The 14,365-nt window shown below is 62.6% G+C and carries 11 protein-coding genes; 2 read left to right on the top strand and 9 right to left on the bottom strand.

Annotated elements, in window-relative coordinates; genetic code table 11:
- Nucleotides 1-103: 103 nt before the first annotated feature.
- From ACQ4N9_RS02755 to ACQ4N9_RS02725, 7 genes are all read right to left on the bottom strand, one after another.
- Nucleotides 104-1,717 carry an NAD(P)/FAD-dependent oxidoreductase gene (locus ACQ4N9_RS02755; protein WP_390969376.1) on the bottom strand — a complete coding sequence of 538 codons (1,614 nt, stop codon included), beginning with the start codon at nt 1,715-1,717 and terminating at the stop codon, nt 104-106.
- A gap of 103 nt (nt 1,718-1,820) precedes the next feature.
- Nucleotides 1,821-2,495 carry a COG3650 family protein gene (locus ACQ4N9_RS02750; protein ID WP_390969374.1) on the bottom strand — a complete coding sequence of 225 codons (675 nt, stop codon included), beginning with the start codon at nt 2,493-2,495 and terminating at the stop codon, nt 1,821-1,823.
- 227 nt (nt 2,496-2,722) lie between these two features.
- Nucleotides 2,723-3,424, bottom strand: a complete 702-nt coding sequence (locus ACQ4N9_RS02745) for an ABC transporter ATP-binding protein (protein ID WP_125462911.1) — start codon at nt 3,422-3,424, stop codon at nt 2,723-2,725.
- Entirely contained in the window at nt 3,425-4,192 is a 768-nt protein-coding gene (gene livG, locus ACQ4N9_RS02740; protein ID WP_125462912.1) for a high-affinity branched-chain amino acid ABC transporter ATP-binding protein LivG, read from the bottom strand.
- The gene (locus ACQ4N9_RS02735) at nt 4,189-5,445 is read right to left on the bottom strand and encodes a high-affinity branched-chain amino acid ABC transporter permease LivM (RefSeq protein ID WP_390969371.1); all 1,257 of its coding nucleotides are present in this window, start codon (nt 5,443-5,445) and stop codon (nt 4,189-4,191) included. Before ACQ4N9_RS02735 ends, livG begins: the two co-directional genes overlap by 4 nt.
- On the bottom strand, nt 5,442-6,365 hold the full coding sequence (gene livH, locus ACQ4N9_RS02730) for a high-affinity branched-chain amino acid ABC transporter permease LivH (RefSeq protein ID WP_125857673.1): 924 nt from the start codon (nt 6,363-6,365) through the stop codon (nt 5,442-5,444). Before livH ends, ACQ4N9_RS02735 begins: the two co-directional genes overlap by 4 nt.
- A gap of 236 nt (nt 6,366-6,601) precedes the next feature.
- On the bottom strand, nt 6,602-7,717 hold the full coding sequence (locus tag ACQ4N9_RS02725) for a branched-chain amino acid ABC transporter substrate-binding protein (protein WP_390969369.1): 1,116 nt from the start codon (nt 7,715-7,717) through the stop codon (nt 6,602-6,604).
- 359 nt (nt 7,718-8,076) lie between these two features.
- On the opposite strand from ACQ4N9_RS02725, the gene ACQ4N9_RS02720 reads away from it, so the two are divergent.
- Nucleotides 8,077-8,382, top strand: a complete 306-nt coding sequence (locus ACQ4N9_RS02720) for a DUF2288 domain-containing protein (RefSeq protein WP_125462914.1) — start codon at nt 8,077-8,079, stop codon at nt 8,380-8,382.
- A 331-nt stretch (nt 8,383-8,713) separates the two neighbouring features.
- Here ACQ4N9_RS02720 and ACQ4N9_RS02715 read toward each other — a convergent pair whose 3' ends face one another.
- On the bottom strand, nt 8,714-10,897 hold the full coding sequence (locus ACQ4N9_RS02715; RefSeq protein ID WP_390969367.1) for a hypothetical protein: 2,184 nt from the start codon (nt 10,895-10,897) through the stop codon (nt 8,714-8,716).
- 202 nt (nt 10,898-11,099) lie between these two features.
- On the opposite strand from ACQ4N9_RS02715, the gene ACQ4N9_RS02710 reads away from it, so the two are divergent.
- A complete protein-coding gene (locus ACQ4N9_RS02710) occupies nt 11,100-11,987 on the top strand; it encodes an NAD(P)-dependent oxidoreductase (protein ID WP_390969365.1) in 888 nt (295 codons plus the stop codon).
- Here ACQ4N9_RS02710 and ACQ4N9_RS02705 read toward each other — a convergent pair.
- The gene (locus ACQ4N9_RS02705; protein ID WP_390969363.1) at nt 11,887-14,151 is read right to left on the bottom strand and encodes a putative bifunctional diguanylate cyclase/phosphodiesterase; all 2,265 of its coding nucleotides are present in this window, start codon (nt 14,149-14,151) and stop codon (nt 11,887-11,889) included. The genes ACQ4N9_RS02710 and ACQ4N9_RS02705 overlap by 101 nt on opposite strands.
- Nucleotides 14,152-14,365 lie beyond the last annotated feature (214 nt).

Raw genomic sequence — 14,365 nt, 5'->3', positions numbered from 1 at the left:
CAATGCGGAGCAGGGCAGGAAGGTAATTCTCAGGGAAGAGCCGGAAAAATCCGAGAGTGACCGCAGGCCTGTGCCGTCAAGGCGACACAGGCCTGTCGAACGGTCAGTCGTTCAGGCCCAGCATGTCCCGTGCTACGGCTTCGGCGATGCGGATGCCATCGACCCCGGCGGACAGGATGCCGCCGGCGTAGCCCGCGCCTTCACCTGCCGGGAACAGGCCCTTGAGGTTCAGGCTCTGGAAGCTGTCGTCACGGGTGATGCGCAACGGCGAGGAGGTGCGCGTTTCGATCCCGGTCAGCACTGCGTCATGCAGGCTGTAGCCCTTGATCTGGCGCTCGAAGGCCGGCAGTGCCTCGCGGATGGCTTCGATGGCGAACGCCGGCAGGCTTGCCGCCAGGTCACAGAGGGTGACGCCCGGCTTGTACGAAGGCTCGACGCTGCCCAGCGCCGTGGACGCACGGCCGGCCACGAAGTCACCTACCAGCTGCGCCGGTGCCTGGTAGTTGCTGCCGCCCATCACGTAGGCGTGGGATTCCAGGCGCTCCTGGAGTTCGATGCCGGCCAGCGGGCTGCCCGGGTAATCGCGCTCCGGGTCGATGCCGACGACCAGGCCCGAGTTGGCGTTGCGCTCGTTGCGCGAGTACTGGCTCATGCCGTTGGTGACCACGCGGCCCGGCTCGCTGGTGGCGGCGACCACGGTGCCGCCCGGGCACATGCAGAAGCTGTAGACCGAGCGACCGTTCTTGGCGTGGTACACCAGCTTGTAGTCGGCAGCACCCAGCTTCGGATGGCCGGCATACTTGCCCAGGCGCGCCTTGTCTATCAGCGACTGTGGGTGCTCGATGCGGAAACCGACCGAGAATGGCTTGGCCTCCATGAACACGCCTTTGGCGTGAAGCATGCGGAAGGTGTCGCGGGCGCTGTGGCCCAGGGCCAGGACCACATGGCGCGACAGCAGCTGCTCGCCGTTTTGCAGGACCACACCGGTCAGTTGCTCGCCATCGACCAGCAGGTCGGTGACCTTCTGCTCGAAGCGCACTTCGCCGCCCAGGCTGATGATCTCTTCACGCATCTTCTCGACCATGCTGGTCAGGCGGAAGGTACCGATATGCGGCTTGTTGATGTAGAGGATTTCGTCCGGCGCACCGGCCTTGACGAACTCTTCCAGCACCTTGCGGCCGTGGTGCTGCGGGTCCTTGATCTGGCTGTACAGCTTGCCGTCGGAGAAGGTGCCGGCGCCGCCTTCGCCGAACTGCACGTTGGACTCGGGGTTGAGCACGCTCTTGCGCCACAGGCCCCAGGTGTCCTTGGTGCGCTGGCGCACTTCCTTGCCACGCTCGAGGACGATCGGCTTGAAGCCCATCTGTGCCAGCAAGAGGCCGGCGAAGATGCCGCACGGGCCGAAGCCGACCACCACCGGGCGTTCCTGCACTGCCGGTGTGGCGTGGCCGACGAACTTGTAGCTGACGTCCGGGGCGACGCTGATTTTCGGATCGTCGGCGAACACCCGCAGCAGCTCGTCTTCGTTGCTGGTTTCGAGGTCGATGGTGTAGATGAACAGCAGCTCGCTGTTCTTCTTGCGCGCATCGTAGCTGCGCTTGAACAGGGTGAAACCGAGCAGTTGCTCATCCGTGATGCCCAGGCGCTGGACGATGGCTGCGCGCAGCTCGTCGTCGGAGTGGTCCAGGGGCAGCTTGAGTTCGGTGATTCGTAGCATGGCAGGGTCCAGTATCCCGGCCATGGGCGGCCGGCGGCTTTACACAAACCGCCAAGTATAAGCTGTTCGCCGCCCCGACTGGCAGGATAAAAGCACCCGGCGATCAGAGGTCGCGGGCGCCGCCGTAGTAAGCGCAGCCCTTCAGGGTCTTGCCGTCGATGCGCAGTTCGGCCTTGAGATGGCGGATCGCGCCGGTGGCACCGTCGACGCAACGCTGCGGCGCGACCCACAGCTCGACGCGCTGGCCGTTGGCTTCGCTGGACAGGCTCAGGCCGCCGCCGGGCAGCTCTTCTTCGAGGAAGGGCAGTGGCAGCGGTTCCTGGCCGACGCGGTTGAGCACCATGCCTTTGCCGCTGGCCTTGATGTCCCAGTCCGGCTCGTGGCCGCCGGCGCGCAGGGTCAGTTGCTTGAAGTTGGGGTCTTCGCAACCGCGGGCGGTGGGCTCCAGGCGGTACAGGCGGGTGACGTCGACCTGGCCGTCGCTGCCGGCCTGCTTGCTGCCAGTCAGGCGGCCGCGCAGGTCGCTGAACAGTTTGTCCTTGGAGTCTTTGGCCAGGTTGGCGGCCTCCTGCAGGATCGCGGTGCTGCCAGCGTCATTGATGACGAACTGACGGGCTTCGTTGCAGGGTTTGAACAGCAGGTGGCCGCCGCCGGCGCTGAGTTCGCCCTGCATGCGCGTGGTGCCGAGGTTCGGGTCGACCGGTTTTTCGGCCAGCACCTGGCAACCGGCGAACAGCGGCAGCATCGAGGCGAGCAGCAGGGAGGGGGTGAGGCGCATGGGGCGGACTCCGGGAATCTTGGCGAAAGAGCTGGCCACGTTACTCAGGGTGCGTCGGGATCTCAAGCGCCAGGTCATTCGCGTGTGCTTCTTCGCGGGTAAACCCGCTCCCACAAGTACTGTACAACCCTGAGGAGTGCACGGCCCCTGTGGGAGCGGGTTTACCCGCGAAGAAGCCCATGCATTTCTTGCAGGCAGAAAAAAGGGCCCGAAGGCCCTTTGATCATTCAACCCCCGAGGTACGCGTCACGCACCTTCGGATCGGTCAGCAGCGCTTCACCGGTACCCTGCATCACCACCTTGCCGTTCTCCAGCACATAGGCGCGGTCGGCGATCTTCAGCGCCTGGTTGGCGTTCTGCTCCACCAGGAACACCGTCACGCCATCGCGGCGCAGCTGTTCGATGATGTCGAAGATCTGCTGGATGATGATCGGCGCCAGGCCCAGCGAAGGCTCGTCGAGCAGCAACAGCTTGGGCTTGCTCATCAGCGCACGGCCGATGGCCAGCATCTGCTGTTCGCCACCGGACATGGTGCCGCCGCGCTGGATGTAGCGCTCCTTCAGGCGCGGGAACAGTTGCAGGACTTTGTCCAGCTGCTCCTGGTAGTCGCCCTTGTCGGTGAAGAAACCGCCCATGGCCAGGTTTTCCTCGACGGTCAGGCGCGAGAACACGCGGCGGCCTTCCGGCACCACCGCGATGCTCTTGCGCATGATGTGCGAGGAGGGCTGGCCGACCAGCTCTTCACCCAGGTACTTGATGCTGCCGCTATGGGCCTGGGGCGAACCGCAGAGGGTCATCAGCAGCGTCGACTTGCCGGCGCCGTTGGCGCCGATCAGGGTGACGATTTCGCCCTGGTTGATCTCTACATTGACGCTGTGCAGCGCCTGGATCTTGCCGTAGAAGGTGGAAACGTTCTCGAACTTCAGCATTTACGCCTCCCCCAGGTAGGCCTTGATCACATCAGGGTTGCCGCGAATCTCTTCCGGCGTGCCATCGGCCAGGGGCGTGCCCTGGTTGATGACCACGATGTGGTCGGAGATGCTCATCACCAGTTTCATGTCGTGCTCGATCAGCAGCACGGTCACGTTGTGGGATTCCCGCAGGTAGCTGATGAGCGCCTTGAGGTCTTCGGTTTCCTTGGGGTTCAGGCCGGCGGCCGGTTCGTCGAGCATGATGATCCGTGGCTGGGTCATCATGCAGCGGGCGATTTCCAGGCGCCGTTGCTGGCCATAGGCGAGGGTGCCGGCGGTACGGTTGGCGAACTCGGTCAGGTTGACCTTCTCCAGCCAGTACTGCGCGCGTTCCATGGCTTCTTTTTCGCTGCGGCGGAAGCTCGGGGTCTTGAACAGGCCAGCGAAGAAGTTGGTGTTGAGGTGACGGTGCTGGGCGATCAGCAGGTTCTCCAGCGCGGTCATTTCCTTGAACAGGCGCACGTTCTGGAAGGTCCGCACCACGCCCTTGCGGGCGATCTGATGGCCGGCCAGGCCCTGGATGGGCTGGCCGTCGAGCAGGATGGTGCCGCCGCTGGGTTTGTAGAAACCGGTCAGGCAGTTGAACACGGTGGTCTTGCCGGCGCCGTTCGGGCCGATCAATGCCACCACCTGTTTCTCCTTGACGGTCAGGCCTACGCCGTTGACCGCCAACAAGCCGCCGAAGCGCATGCTCAGGCCGCTGACTTGCAGAATTTCGCGGCTCATCGAGGCAGCTCCAGGTGAGGACGTTGCATGGGCAGCAGGCCCTGCGGACGCCAGATCATCATCAACACCATCAGCGCACCGAACATCAGCATCCGGTATTCGCTGAACTCACGCATCATCTCCGGCAGCAGGATCATCACGATGGCCGCGAGAATCACGCCCAACTGCGAACCCATGCCACCCAGCACGACGATGGCGAGGATGATCGCCGACTCGATGAAAGTGAACGACTCCGGTGTCACCAGCCCTTGGCGGGCGGCGAAGAAGCTGCCGGCGAAACCGGCGAAGCAGGCACCCAGGGTGAATGCCGAGAGCTTGATCACGGTGGGGTTCAGACCCAGCGCGCGGCAGGCGATCTCGTCTTCACGCAGCGCTTCCCAGGCACGGCCGATCGGCATGCGCAGCAGGCGGTTGATGACGAACAGCGCCAGCAGGGCCAGCAGCAGGGCGACCAGGTAGAGGAAGATGACCTTGTTGATCGAGTTGTATTCCAGCCCGAAGAACTCGTGGAAGGTCTGCATCCCCTCGGCGGCCTTGCGTTCGAAGGTCAGGCCGAAGAACTCGGGCTTGGGGATGTTGCTGATGCCGTTGGGGCCGCCGGTCCAGTCGGTGAGGTTACGCAGGAACAGGCGAATGATCTCGCCGAAGCCCAGCGTGACGATCGCCAGGTAGTCGCCGCGCAGGCGCAGCACCGGGAAACCGAGCAGGAAGCCGAAGGTGGCGGCCATCAGGCCGGCGATCGGCAGGCACACCCAGAAGCTCCAGCCCAGGTAGTGCGAGAGCATCGCGTAGCTGTAGGCGCCGACGGCGTAGAAACCGACATAACCCAGGTCGAGCAGGCCTGCCAGGCCGACCACGATGTTCAGGCCCAGGCCCAGCAACACGTAGATCAGGATCAGGGTGGCGATGTCGACCGCGCCGCGCGAGCCGAAGAACGGCCAGATCAGCGCCGCCACGATCAGCCCCATGATGATCCAGCGCTGGGTTTTCGGCAGGGTGAGGAAGTTGCTCACCGACGGTGGCACCAGCTTGCGGTCCGAGCGGCGGCCCATCACCGCACTCCACTGCTTGTCGAACAGCACGCGCAGGAACATCAGCACCGAACACGCGGCAATGATGCTGATGGTGAACGAGCCCTGGCTGTGAACGATCAGGCTGATGCCATCGATGCTCAGTTTCAGGCCCAGTACCGGGAAGGCCACGGCCCAGACCAGCAAGGCGCTGAAGAACGCCTGTTTGAGATTTTTGTTCATACTTTTTCAACCTCCGGGCGGCCCAGGATGCCGGTCGGCCGGAACAGCAGGACAAGAACCAAAAGACCGAATGCCACCACGTCCTTGTACTGGTCGCCGAAGATGTCGGCGCCGAACGCTTCGGCCACGCCCAGCACCAGCCCGCCGAGCATGGCGCCCGGAATGCTGCCGATGCCGCCCAGTACCGCCGCGGTGAAGGCCTTCAGGCCCACCAGGAAACCGGCGTTGGGGTTGATCACCCCGTACTGCATGCTCAGCAGCACGGCCGCCACCGCCGCCAGCGCGGCACCGATGACGAAGGTCAGGGCGATGATGTTGTTGGTGTTGATACCCAGCAGGTTGGCCATCTTGATGTCCTCGGCGCAGGCGCGGCAGGCGCGGCCCAGGCGGGAACGGGAGATGAACAGGGTCAGGCAGGTCATGGCCACCAGGGTGACCACGAACACCAGGATCTGCATGTAGCTGATCAGGACTTCTTCCGCGCCGCCCGGCCCGAACGAGAAGCTGCCGGGGATCAGGTTGGGGATGGATTTGTCCTTGGAGTCCTGGGACAGCAACACGGTGTTCTGCAGGAAGATCGACATGCCGATGGCGGAGATCAGCGGGATCAGCCGGTTGCTGTTGCGCAGCGGCCGGTAGGCGACCCGTTCGATGCTATAGCCGTAGGCACTGGTGACGCAGATGGTGGCAACGAAGGCCACGGTCATCAGGATCGGCAGCGAATGGATACCCATCATGGCCAGCCCGGCAAGGGCGATGAAGGCCACGTAGGAACCGATCATGTACACCTCGCCGTGGGCGAAGTTGATCATGCCGATGATGCCGTACACCATCGTGTAACCGATGGCGATCAGGGCATAGGTACTGCCGATGGTCAGTCCGTTAACCAGTTGTTGTAGGAAATGGTAGATCTCAGGCATTACAGCGCTCCTAAAAACCTGATTTGCATTTCACTGGTGGGGGATGACCCCGGCCCATGTTCTCGTGGTCTTCGCCACGTGATCTTTTGCGGGCACTGCCAGGAAACCGCGGGTGACGGTTTTAAGATTTTCAGGTGGACCAGCCCCCGGATCGCGGGAATCAGGCCCATAGAACCTCGTAAAACAAAGCCCACTGCTCGCACAGTGGGCTTCTCGGTCAGCTATTAGTCACGCAGTTACTGAGGAGAGACTTCGGTCTTCGGCTTGCCGAAGTGCCATTCGTAGACCACGAACTTGAAGTCTTTCAGGTCGCCCTTGTCGTCGTACGACAGCTCGCCGGTCGGGGTCTTGAAGGTGCCTTTGTGAATGGCTTCGGCCACCTTGGCGGTGTCTTCGGACTTGGCGGCTTCGATGCCCTTGGCGATCAGCTCAACGGCCGAGTAGGCCGGGAACACGAACGGACCGCTCGGGTCCTTGCCGTCAGCCTTGATGGCGTCGACGATGGCCTTGTTCTCAGGATCGGTGTCGAACGACTTCGGCAGGGTCACCAGCAGGCCTTCGGAGGCGCCCTGGGCGATCTGCGAGATGGAGTCGTTACCCACGCCTTCCGGGCCCATGAACTTGGCTTTCAGGCCCTTTTCCTGTGCCTGGCGCAGGATCAGGCCCAGCTCTGGGTGGTAGCCGCCGTAGTAGACGAAGTCGACGTTGTTCTGCTTGAGCTTCTGGATGATCGAGGAGAAGTCCTTGTCACCGGCGTTCAGGCCTTCGAAGACGGCAACCTTGGTGCCTTTCTTCTCGAGGGTCTGCTTGACCGCGGTGGCGATGCCTTCACCGTACTGCTGCTTGTCGTGCAGTACCGCGACCACTTTCGGTTTGACGTGGTCGGCGATGTAGTTGCCGGCGGCCGGGCCCTGGGCGCTGTCCAGGCCGATGGTGCGGAAGATCAGCTTGTAGCCACGGGCAGTGATTTCCGGCGAGGTGGCGGCCGGGGTGATCATGATCACGCCTTCGTCTTCGTAGATGTCGGACGCAGGCTGGGTGGAGCTGGAGCACAGGTGGCCGATCACGAACTTGACGCCGTCGTTGACCACTTTGTTGGCGACTGCAACGGCCTGTTTAGGGTCGCACGCGTCGTCGTATTCCTTGGCTTCGAGCATCTTGCCATCGACGCCGCCCTTGGCGTTGATGTCCTTGATGGCCTGTTTGGCGCCGATGAACTGCATGTCGCCGTATTGGGTGACCGGACCGGTCTTCGGGCCGGCGATGCCGATCTTGATGGTATCGGCGGCAAACGAATGGCTGGCAACCCCGGCCAGAACCATTGCGGCGAACAGCTTGGAAATCTTGATCATAGTGCTCCACTCATTCTGTTGTAATTCTTATAGTCCTGGAGGCCAGGCCTACAGACCGGGCGGGATTTGCGGCTGGCTACGCCTAACCGCAACCCCACCTTCCCCCGGAACATGTCCCGGAACTGTACCGGTACAGTGTAGAGCGCTGTCCGAGCGCTTGAAAAGCGGGCGAAAAGCGTCTGTTTCCAGGGGTGTCGCCTGATCGACATAAAGATACAGAAAAGCGCCATCACTTTGCCTGCACTCTCGGCCCGCCCCCACAAGTTCGCGCCGAATCGACCAAATTACGTATTTGAAACCGGGTTTTTCTGCAAAAATGCTGGCCTTTTTTCTTGGCCGATTTTTACGCAGGTAAACCCATGACTGATCAAGTAAGCACCCTCTATGCCAAATTGCTCGGCGAGACCGCTGCCATCGAGTGGAAAGCCCTGGAACGTTTCTGGGCCAAGGGTGACCTGATTTGGGTCGACCCCAGCCTCGACCTGATCGTCGTTGCCGAGGCAATGGCCGAGAATCGCAGCGAGATCTTCGCCAAGTGGCGCAGTGATGGCACTGTGGCGGCGCTGTCTGCGGAGCAGGCACTCGACCTGCAAACCCGCGATCCAGAGATCTGGGCGGTGGTCGTTTCGCCGTTCATCGTGATTCAGGAAAAGAAAGCGGAATAAGCGCGCGCTTTTTTAGTGCGCAAAATCGCACAGACGCCTCGTGATGGTGCGCATTGACGCTCACGTAAGGTGGAAGTAAGTAACAGTGGCGGGATGATTCGGCGGGGCGGTAACAGTTTACGGCATGCGTAAATGGAGCTGCTTCGCAGGCTCGTGCAGTAACAGTGCTCTATTCAAGGCATGCACGGTCGCTGTGGGAGCGGGTTTACCCGCGAAGCATGTAATGCGGTGTCTGGCACCAGCTTCGCTGGTGTTCGCGGGTAAACCCGCTCCCACAGGGGCCGGCAGAAAGACTCTGCAGGTCCATGGAAAGCGGGCGCCCCGCGGGTAATCAGTAGTCCACGCGCCCGGTATGGGTGTTCAACGAAATCACGCGGGTCTTGCCGATGCGGTGACGGTAGATTTCGCGCAGGTACTTCACCGCCTTCTTCACGCATTCGCGCGACAGGCGGATGTCGTTGATCGAGACGAAGCGGCTCTTGTCGTTGATCAGTTCGCGGTACTTCTTCTCGTACATCGGCTTGATCGCGTACCAGTTGGTGTCGAGGATCTTCGCCGGGTTCTCGAACTCGTTGAGCAGGTCGTCGATGCGGTCCTCGTCGAAGTGCTCGCTGGTGATGAAATCGAGGATGGCGTTGTCCATGGTGTCGTCGAAACGGTACGGATTGCGCGCGAAGCAACGCTTGATGAACGCCACGATCAGGGTCAGGAAGTCGTCCGACAGGCACGGGCTCTTGGCGATCAGCGTGGTCAGCGACAGGTTGGCCGAAGCACCGATCACCAGCGCGTAGCGCTTGAGCGTGGTGTTGGGGAACAGGCTGTTGAGGTGGGTCTTGAGCCGGTTCAGGTCCATGTACGACAGCTTGTAGTCCTTGGGCAGGGAGACGATCGACACCACCGACGAGCAGTTCTTGAAGAAGTGCAGGTCGTGCAGCGCCGCGGCGTCATAGCCCGAGGCCTGGTATTGCTCCAGTGCCGCGCGGTAGCGGCTCGACTCGATCGGCAGCAGGCTGATGCCTTCGATGGCCTGGGTCTGCTTGTTGAAGTGCGGCAGGTCGATGGAGCGGAAGAACAGGTCGTCGATATCCAGCCGCGGCTGCTCGCGCTCGAATACCTTGAACTTTTCCGACCCGGCCGGGGGGATTTCCGGCACCACGGATTCGGCGTAGGCGATGGCCACGGGGCCGGCCAGGCTCATGAACAGGTCGTTGGCATCCAGGCGGATGGTTTCGCCGATGTCGATGCCGGCGCGGCGGAAGTAGTTCTGGTCGTAGTCGGTGGTCACCGCCTGCGCCGTGAGGATGTTGAAGATCTGCTGGGAGATGTACTGGTTGGCGTGTTTCTCCATGGCGTTGACGTCGATGTTCTGGATCGTGCCGTCATCGCTTTCTTCGGCGTAGCGCATGATGTCGTTGGAGATCAGCATCATCGCGTTCCATGGGCGGATGCGGCCCATGACGCTGGCTTCGCTGCTGTCTTCGTTATCGAAGTTGTACGAGAAGTCCCATTCTTCCGAAAGATATTTGCACAGCAGGCGCCCGGCGTTGATGTGCAGGGCCTCGGACATTTCGCTGCGGTGGTCGGAGGCGTTGGGCAGCACGCAGATGCCACTGGTGAAGATCGGCTCGAAGACGAACGAATGCCCGCTCTTGCCGTCGTTCTCGTCGGCCGGCTTGGTGTCGAAGGTCTTGTTCATGTACGAGTACTGCTGGGCCAGGCCGAATTCCGAAGCCATGCCCGAACCGGTACCGCCGCCGGCGCTGAAGATGTAGAAATACAGGCGCGACTGGTTGGCCTTGATGCCGCAGGAGTCGATCAGGTACGAGTGGATCAGCTTCCAGTCGGCGCTGGAGAAGCGCTGGGTATCCTTGTTGAGGATGATCTTGGCCAGGTACTGGCCGAGGATCGGCGCGTTACCGGCGCCACCGGCATGCACCTCGGACAGGTCCATGATCTTCATCTTGCTGTAGTCGCGCAGGAAACCGCCGCGCTCGCCCTTGCGCGAGAAGCGGATGCGCCCGGCGATGTCCTTGTCCAGGTCGCCCAGCATCACCAGCGGCTCGACCAAGAATACCGGCTTCACGCCCTTGTTCTGTACCAGGCGCAGGTTCTGGCGGATCCAGCGCGCGGGGCTGTAACCGCCTTCGCCCTTGAGGCGATCCTCGTTGTTGAATTCATTGAGGAAGAAGGTGCGGGCGTTGTACACCAGCTCCGCCACGTCCAGCGCAATGTTCGAGCCGCAACGGCCCAGGCCGATCAGGCACACCGACGGGAACTGCTGTTCGAGGCGCAGTTGGTCTTCGTCTTCCACGTGCAGGTTGCGCGGGAATACCAGGTCGCGCAGGCCGTCGAGGTTGTCGAGGATGCGCTGGATGTCCTGTTCGGTGAAGTAGAGGTACTGCTGCGCCGGGGTGCTGCGCGCCGCCGGCAGGTCTCGAGCACCGCTTGCGGTCAGCGAAGCGGGAAGGAGCGTCGACTCGGGGACCGCATTGGCAGAAGTGTTCGTAGAGGTCATAGTGCGCCGTTTGCCTGGGAGTGTGGGCTTCCCGGTGAAGCATGTCATAACGCTATCACGGAGAAATATCGCGACTTTATCAGTGCGTCTTTTTCTTGTGCGATCGGGGATTTCCCTAGCCCCTACATGGTTTTTTGCGAATCGCACCTGCACTGCATCGTCCGTTCGTCACGCTTCTTTAATCTTCTGTCTGGAGTTGCTCATGAGTAGTGCGTTGCCTTCGCTGGGTTTTGCCGGGATCGGCCTGATGGGGCTGCCGATGTGTCGTCGCCTGTTGGCGGCCGGCTATCCGCTGACAGTGTGGAACCGTAGCCCCGACAAATGCGCCGAGCTGGTGGCAGCGGGTGCCCGCCTGGCCGCCAGCCCTGCCGAGCTGTGCCAGGACACCGATATGGTGCTGTTGTGCCTGGCCGACACTGCGGTGGTGCGCGAAGTGGTGTTCGGTGAGCAGGGCGTCGCCAAGGGTGGGCGCAGCGGCCAGTTGCTGGTGGACTTCTCCAGCCTTGAGCCCACCGCCACGCGGGAGATGGCCGCGGAGCTGGCGGCCCTGTGCGGCATGGCCTGGCTGGATGCACCGGTGTCCGGCGGCACTCCAGGCGCCGAAGCCGGCACCCTGGCGATCATGGTCGGTGGCGAGGCGGATGACCTGGAGCGCGTTCGCCCGGTGTTGCTGACCCTCGGTCAGCGGGTGACGCACATGGGTGGGGTGGGGGCAGGGCAGGTGACCAAGGCGTGCAACCAGATGATCGTCGCCTGCAATGCGCTGGTGATCGCCGAGGTCGTGGCGCTGGCCGAACAGTCAGGGGTGGATGCGCGGCTGATCGCCGAAGCCCTGGCCGGTGGTTTCGCCGACTCGAAACCCTTGCAGATCCTTGCACCGCAAATGGCCGAGAGCCGTTTCGAACCGATCAAGTGGCATGTGCGCACCCTGCTCAAGGACCTGGATACCGCCGTTGGATTCTCCCGCGAGCAGGGCTCGGCGACGCCCCTCAGTGGCCTCGCCGCGCAATTGATGCGCTTGCATGGTAGCCAGGGTTATCTGCAAAAAGATCCGGCGACCCTGGTAGAGCTGTATCGCAGCAAGGGCTGAGTACGCGGGCCTGGCGATCGAGCCGTTCGAGCACCGGGCGCAGCTCGGTCAGGGGGATCGGGCGGCTGAGCAGGTAGCCCTGCAGGTAGTCGCAGCCATGGGCGGCGAGGAACGCGCGCTGCTCTGGCGTCTCGACGCCCTCGGTCACCACCTCCAGGTGCAGGGTATGCGCCATCATGATGATCGCCTGGACGATTTCGCGGTCTTTCTGGTTGCCCGGTACGTCCTGAACGAACGAGCGATCGATCTTCAGCACGTCCAGCGGCAGGCGCTTGAGGTAGGCCAGCGATGAATAACCCGTGCCGAAATCGTCGATCGACAGGGCCACGCCCTGGGCGCGGATGCGCTTGAGCAGGTTGACGGTGTGCTGGATGTCGCCCATCAGGGCATTTTCGGTGACCTCCAGCTCCAGTTGACGGGCGGCCAGGCCGGCCTGGAACAACGCCAGTTCCACTTCGGTGGCAAGCTCTTCGCGGCCGAGGGTGAGTGCCGAGCAGTTCACCGTTACCTTGAGCTCATCATGGCCCTGGCGACCGAGCAGGGCCAGGTCTGCGCAGGCCCGGCGCAGCACCCACAGGTCCAGCTCGGCGATCAGGCCGTTGGCCTCGGCAATACCGATGAACCGGTCGGGGCCGAGCAGGCCATGTTGCGGGTGCTGCCAGCGCACCAGGGCTTCGAGCTTGGCCACCCGGCCGCTGCGCAGGTCGAAGATCGGCTGGTAGTGCACGCACAACCCGCGTTCTTCGAACAGTGCCACGCGCAGTTCCTCTTCCAGTTGCAGCTCCAGGGTGGCGCGGGTCTTCAGGCCGTTGCTGAAGAAGTTCAGGCTGTTGCGCCCGCAACCTTTGGACTGGTAAAGCGCAAGGTCGGCGTTCTTCAGCAACTCCTCGGTGCTCAGGCCATCGTCGGGGAAAATGCTGATGCCGATACTGGTGGTCATGACCATGCGCCGGCCCGCCAGGTCGATAGGCTCCTTCATGCGCAACATGATGCGCTGCGCCAGATGGCGGGCCTCGTCGCGGTTGTTGAGTGCGGTGACGATGCAGAACTCGTCGCCGCCGAAGCGCGACACCAGGTCGTGACCACGGGTCGCGGCCTTGATGTGCCCGGCGATCACCTTGAGCAGTTCGTCGCCGGCGGCATGGCCGAGGCTGTCGTTGATGCGCTTGAAGTGGTCGATGTCGAGGAACATCACCGCGAGCATGCTTTCACTGGCGGCATGCTCGGCCAGGCGTTCGGCGAACACCTGGTTGAAACCACGGCGGTTGACCAGGTTGGTCAACGCGTCATAGTGCGCGGCCTGCTGCAGTGACGCGCGGGCCTGGTCGAGCTGGCTGAGCAGCAGGTTCACCCGGCGCAGGTCGTGCTCCTTGCTTTGCAGCTTCTTGTCGGACAGCGCTGCGCTGATGCTGCTGCCGCTGATCAGCAGGGTGATGAAGGCGATGGTCAGCGCCAGTTGCAGGCTGTTGTCGCCGTTGGTCAGGCGCAGGGCAGTCTCGCTGGGGATCACCAGGGTCATGGCGGCCATGCCGGTGAAGTGGGTCACGACAATGCCGCCGGCCATCAGCAGGCTGGCGCCGTATTTCATCAGCAGGTGCAAGGTGCCACTGCCCTGGCGGAAGTGCCGGGCCATCAGCAGGGCGATCAGGCTGGTGGCCACGGCGATGGCGATCGATGCCAGCAACAGGGCCGTCTGGTAGTGCTGCTGGGCGCTGGTCTGCAGGGCGGCCATGCCGACGTAGTGCATGGTGCTGATGCCGATGCCGATGAACAGCGCGGTCTGCAGGTAGTGGTGCGGGCGCATTTGCGCACGGTCGAGGCCGTTCATTGCCAGCCATGCGGCAAGCAGCGCGATCAGCAGGGAGAGGCCGGTCAGGGCCGCGTCGTAGTGAATGTCCAGCGGTGCCTGGAAGGCCAGCATGCTGATGAAGTGCATCGCCCAGATACCACCGGCCAGGCAGCAGGCGCCCAGTATTCGCCATTGCCTGCGGGCCAGGCGGTCTTCGCAATGGCTTTGCCGCTCGGCCATGTCCAGGGTGGCGAAACAGGCGGCACTGGCCACGGCAAAGGCCAACAGCACCAGGTAGGGGTTGTGTTGGCAGTCGAGGATGATCTGCCCGGTCGTCGGTAATCCCGAGAACAATTGCAGTCCCAGCCACTCCATTGCAGGCCTCTTCGTCGAGTGCTCTCCGGTCCCCACGACGCGCGGCTGGAGACTGTTCCTGCTGGAGTATAGGAAGCTGTATTTAAGCCTTCCTGATTAATGGCACTTTGATCTCTACCATTTGGATATGAAGGTGATAGCTGGAAGATCTAAATAGATAACGAAGGCTGAAACGATCGCGGGGGAAAACCACCCCCCCATGGGGGAGGGGGTG

Source organism: Pseudomonas sp. ES1 (genome assembly GCF_050586605.1).
Classification (GTDB): Bacteria; Pseudomonadota; Gammaproteobacteria; order Pseudomonadales; family Pseudomonadaceae; genus Aquipseudomonas; species Aquipseudomonas sichuanensis.
This window is presented reverse-complemented; position numbering and strand designations above follow the sequence as displayed.

Coding starts and splice junctions, on each gene's coding strand:
- ACQ4N9_RS02755 (WP_390969376.1), bottom strand. CDS start 1,717: ATGCTACGAATCACCGAACTCAAGCTGCCCCTGGACCACTCCGACGAC.
- ACQ4N9_RS02750 (WP_390969374.1), bottom strand. CDS start 2,495: ATGCGCCTCACCCCCTCCCTGCTGCTCGCCTCGATGCTGCCGCTGTTC.
- ACQ4N9_RS02745 (WP_125462911.1), bottom strand. CDS start 3,424: ATGCTGAAGTTCGAGAACGTTTCCACCTTCTACGGCAAGATCCAGGCG.
- livG (WP_125462912.1), bottom strand. CDS start 4,192: ATGAGCCGCGAAATTCTGCAAGTCAGCGGCCTGAGCATGCGCTTCGGC.
- ACQ4N9_RS02735 (WP_390969371.1), bottom strand. CDS start 5,445: ATGAACAAAAATCTCAAACAGGCGTTCTTCAGCGCCTTGCTGGTCTGG.
- livH (WP_125857673.1), bottom strand. CDS start 6,365: ATGCCTGAGATCTACCATTTCCTACAACAACTGGTTAACGGACTGACC.
- ACQ4N9_RS02720 (WP_125462914.1), top strand. CDS start 8,077: ATGACTGATCAAGTAAGCACCCTCTATGCCAAATTGCTCGGCGAGACC.
- ACQ4N9_RS02705 (WP_390969363.1), bottom strand. CDS start 14,151: ATGGAGTGGCTGGGACTGCAATTGTTCTCGGGATTACCGACGACCGGG.
- ACQ4N9_RS02715 (WP_390969367.1), bottom strand. CDS start 10,897: ATGACCTCTACGAACACTTCTGCCAATGCGGTCCCCGAGTCGACGCTC.
- ACQ4N9_RS02725 (WP_390969369.1), bottom strand. CDS start 7,717: ATGATCAAGATTTCCAAGCTGTTCGCCGCAATGGTTCTGGCCGGGGTT.
- ACQ4N9_RS02710 (WP_390969365.1), top strand. CDS start 11,100: ATGAGTAGTGCGTTGCCTTCGCTGGGTTTTGCCGGGATCGGCCTGATG.